Origin of the sequence: Streptomyces anandii JCM 4720 (assembly GCF_014650655.1) — a bacterium.
Lineage (GTDB): Bacteria > Actinomycetota > Actinomycetes > Streptomycetales > Streptomycetaceae > Streptomyces > Streptomyces anandii.
The window spans coordinates 62,215-66,410 of the sequence record NZ_BMVJ01000003.1 but is presented as its reverse complement, the minus strand read 5'-3'; the positions used below and the strand labels follow the sequence as shown (position 1 = coordinate 66,410).

Sequence of the window (4,196 nt, the reverse complement as noted above, 5' to 3'; positions counted from 1 at the left end):
GCTCAGGCAACCGGGTGATTCACCGGACACGGCCCCACGCGGCCTGTCGGAGCAGGTCAGCGGAAGGCGTCACGCAGCGCCGGCAGCAGCGTCTTCGCCGACCAGTCCAGGAACGCCTCCTGGGTCTCGCCGCCGATCTGCACCAGCGCGATCTCGGTGAATCCGGCCTCGGCGTACGGGCGTACGGCCTCCACGAAGGCGTCCGGGTCGTCACCGCACGGGATCGACCCGGCCACGTCGTCCGGGGTGACGAACTGGGTGGCGGCCTCGAACGCGTCCGGATGGGGCAGTTCGGCGTTGACCTTCCAGCCGCTGCCGAACCAGCGGAACTGCGCGTGCGCGCGCTTGACCGCCGTGTCGCGGTCGGGGTCGTAGCTCACCGGCAGCTGCCCCACGCGCGGCTTGCCCGCGCCGCCGTGCCGGTCGAACGCCTCCAGCAGCCCCGCCTTGGGCTCGGTGGCGATGACCAGGTCCGCGAGATGGCCCGCGAGCCGGCAGGACTGCTCGCCGGAGACGGCGATCCCGATGGGAGGCGGCTGGTCCGGCAGGTCCCACAGGCGCGCGGAGTCGACGTCGAAGTGGGGGCCGTGGCGGGTGACATGACCGCCCTGGAACAGGGCGCGGATGATCTCGACGGCCTCCTCGAGCATCTCGTGGCGCACGTCGACGGCCGGCCAGCCGCCGCCCACCACGTGCTCGTTGAGGTTCTCGCCCGCGCCGAGCCCGAGCCGGAACCGGCCCTCGGACAGCAGCTGCAGCGTGGCCGCCTTCTGCGCCACGACCGCCGGGTGGTAGCGGAAGGTCGGGCAGGTCACGTACGTCATCAGCGGGATGCGTGAGGTCGCCTGGGCGGCCGCGCCGAGGACGCTCCAGGCGTACGGCGCGTGCCCCTGCGAGCGCAGCCAGGGGAAGTAGTGGTCCGAGGTCACCGAGAAGTCGTAGCCGGCCTCCTCCGCCCGCACCACGTGGCCGACCAGCTCACGCGGACCGGCCTGCTCGGTCATCATCGTGTATCCGATTTGCACCATGACGGCCGAGTCCCCGGCTCGCGTGAGCGAAAACGGCGCCCGGGTGCCGGGCCGCGCGCCGCCGGGACCGGTCAGACCCGTGCCGGGCGGAAGGTGTTCAGGAAGACCGTGAGCGCCTGCTTGTTCGCGGCGTCCGCGAAGACGCCGGCCGGGGTCGTCCAGCGCAGCGAGAAGCCTCGGCCGCCGCCCAGCAGGAAGCCCCGGCCGAAGGTGTGCACCCGGTCCTCGCCGCTCCCCGAGAGCCACTCCATGTCGGCCGCCCGGTGGCCCTGGTAGGTCGTGGCGCGGATGTCGCCGATCCGCACGTACCCGCCCTGGCGCCGCAGATCCGGCTCGACGTCCTCGCGCCACACCTCGACCGGGTCGGGGCCGACGCGTTCGCTGTAGGTGACCGCGAGGGCGCGGGCGTCCCCGCTCGCGCCGAACAGGACCCGGTAGGCCCCGTCGGGCGCGCGGGTGGTGCGCCGCCGCTCCCAGCCGGCGGGCAGGGCGACGGAGAAGCCCTCGGGGGCGGTGTAGCGGCGGAATCCTGAGGGCACGGCGCCGGCCGGGGCCGAGGGCGAGGCGGACGGCGGTGTGCCGGTCCCGGACCCCGTCGCGCCGGCGGAGGCCGAGGCCGTGGCCGTGGCCGAGGCGGCGGGCGGCTCCTTGGTTCCCGCTGCCGCGGCGGAGCCGGAGGAGCCGGTGCCGGGCAGCTGGTGGGTCACGGCGAGGACGGCCACCGTGACGGTGACCACGGCCAGGGTGGTGCCCACGGCCATGGTCCGTCTGCTCCAGTTGCGGCCCGCCTCGCGGGCGGCGGCGTACACACCGCGCAGCCTCGGCCCGGGGAGCGAGGGCGCCACGGTGCCGGGGTCCTCGCTCATCGCGCGGGTGAGCGCCTCGCGGACCACGGGACGGGTCAGCCGCTCACGGGAGTCCTTGCGCAGCAGGCCCTGCACGGCCTGGGTGAGCGGCCCGGCGCGCAAGGGGGCGCGCAGCGGCAGTCGGTCCACGCTCCTGAGCGTGGCCTCGACGCGGCCGCGGTCGCGGAAGGGCGCCCGCCCCTCGACCATCGCGTACAGCATCGCGCCGAGCGCCCACAGGTCGGCCGCCGGGCCGATGCGCTCGTCGCGTGCCTGCTCGGGGGAGGCGTACGAGGGCGCGGTGATCCGCGGCGCCAGGGTCGCGCCCGCGAGCCCGAAACCGGTGACGACCACCCCGCCGTGGTCCCGTACGAACACCTGCCCAGGATTGAGCTCGCCGTGGGTGATGCCCTCCGCGTGCGCGGCCTCCAGCACGTCCAGGAGGTCCACGCCGATCCGGGCGGCCCGTACGTAGTTGAACGGGCCCTCGGTGGCGAGGAGTTCGCCCAGCGGGGTGCCGTCGATCCACTCGGTGACCGTCCACAGCACTCCCTCGCCGACGACGGCGTCGACGACGGTGGCGATGCGGCCCGGGCGCAGCAGTCCCATGGTCTCCGCGGTGCGCATGATGCGCGCGGTGATCCGGCCGGCGCTCTCGGGGCCTGCCCCGGCCGGGAGCCCGGTCTGCGTCAGCAGCCGGGGGCGCTCCGCCGCCACGTCCTCGCCGTACCAGCAGACCTGGTTCGTCTCGCGGTGGATGACCTCCAGGAGCCGGTACCGCCCGGCCACCAGATCCTGTGCCGACACGTGTCCCTCGACCATGGTCATCCCTCACTGAACCCCCGGTTTACGCCTTTCCCAGAGGTACGAAGGCGGAGACCGCATCTGTTCAAAGGAACCGCGTCCGAAGGCTGTTTTGGCCTTTTATTCAGTCGTTGTAGAGCGCGTGTGCGAGCACATCGCATTTCGTGGTGCATTCCATGGACCGAATGCACCCGCGCCGACCACTGGTAACCATCGGTAAACAGCGGGCGGCGGCCGAATTCCGCCCGGGGGATCCTCTGTGACCGCCTCAGCGCAGCCCGAACCTCCCGGCCCAGGACATGACGTCGGCCGTCGTGGCGTTGCCCCCGCACACCACCAGCCCCAGCCGGACGCCCGGTCCGATCCGCTCGCGCACCTGCCGGGCGGCCGGGAGCAGACAGCCCGCGGCGGGCTCGGTCCACACCTTGGCGTGCTCGGCGAGGTCGAGACAGCCGCGCACCGCCTCCCGGTCGGGGACCACGAGCACCTCGTGCACCAGGGCCGAGACATGGTCGTACGTCAGCCGCGAGACGGCCGGCGCGCTGAGCGTGGTCACGATCGAGGACAGGGCCACCGGAACCGGGCCGCCGGCCGCCAGCGCCTCGGACATGGCCTCGGCGCCCTCGGTCTCCACGCCCCAGATCCGCACCCCGGGCCGCAGCGCGCGCAGCGCGGCGGCGACGCCCGAGATCAGGCCGCCGCCACCGATGCTGACGAGCACGTCGGTGAGTTCACCGGCGTCCGCCGCGAACTCCAGGCCGACGGTGCCCTGTCCGGCGACGACCACCGGGTCGTCGAAGGGGTGGACGAGGGTCAGCCCCTCGTCGCGCAGCCGGGTCGCGGTGGCGAACGCCTCGTCCATCCCGTCGGTCAGCCGCACCGAGGCGCCCGCCTGCTCGGCGATCGCCACCGACCGGGCGGGCGCCGACCTCGGCATGACCACCGTGGCCTTCACATGAAGGGCCGCGGCCATCACGGCGAGCGCGATGCCATGGTTGCCACCGCTGACCGCGACGACTCCCGCGGCCCGCTCCGCCGCCCCGAGCGAGAGCAGCTTCGCCGTCGCGCCGCGTGCCTTGAACGAGCCGGTGCGCTGGAGCAGTTCGAGCTTGGCGGTCACCGGCGCGCCGAGCAGTTCGGTGAGGCCGGGGCTCGGCACGGACGGGGTGCGCACGACGTGTCCGGCGATGTGCTCGGCCGCGGTTTCGATCTCCGAGATGCCGATCAAGGCTCTCCACCCTTCCGGCACGGAACCGACGACCCGCGCCGAACCGACCCTCACCCACCGGGCCGCCCCAGGTCAACACGGGGACACCCGGCATCGCGGGCCCGGTGCCGTCCGGCGGGGTTCACAGGTCGCGGTCGAGGAGGAAGGCGGGCAGGGCGCGCAGCAGGGCCTCGGCCGGCGGGTGCAGGGAAGCCGTGCCGAGGGCCGCCTCGGCCGCCGTGATCCGGTCGCGGGCCTCGGCCAGCGCCGCACCGCGGCCGCCGGCCGCCTCGACGAGCGCGGCCGCCCGGG

General features: G+C 74.2%; 3 protein-coding genes. All 3 read right to left on the bottom strand.

What is annotated here, in order from left to right; genetic code table 11:
* Positions 1–56: 56 nt before the first annotated feature.
* Positions 57–1,028 carry an LLM class F420-dependent oxidoreductase gene (locus tag IE249_RS06300; protein ID WP_189703769.1) on the bottom strand — a complete coding sequence of 324 codons (972 nt, stop codon included), beginning with the start codon at positions 1,026–1,028 and terminating at the stop codon, positions 57–59.
* Between the two features lie 71 nt (positions 1,029–1,099).
* Positions 1,100–2,701 carry a serine/threonine protein kinase gene (locus IE249_RS06295; protein WP_189703768.1) on the bottom strand — a complete coding sequence of 534 codons (1,602 nt, stop codon included), beginning with the start codon at positions 2,699–2,701 and terminating at the stop codon, positions 1,100–1,102.
* 244 nt (positions 2,702–2,945) lie between these two features.
* The gene (locus tag IE249_RS06290) at positions 2,946–3,905 is read right to left on the bottom strand and encodes a threonine/serine dehydratase family protein (RefSeq protein WP_189703767.1); all 960 of its coding nucleotides are present in this window, start codon (positions 3,903–3,905) and stop codon (positions 2,946–2,948) included.
* Positions 3,906–4,196 lie beyond the last annotated feature (291 nt).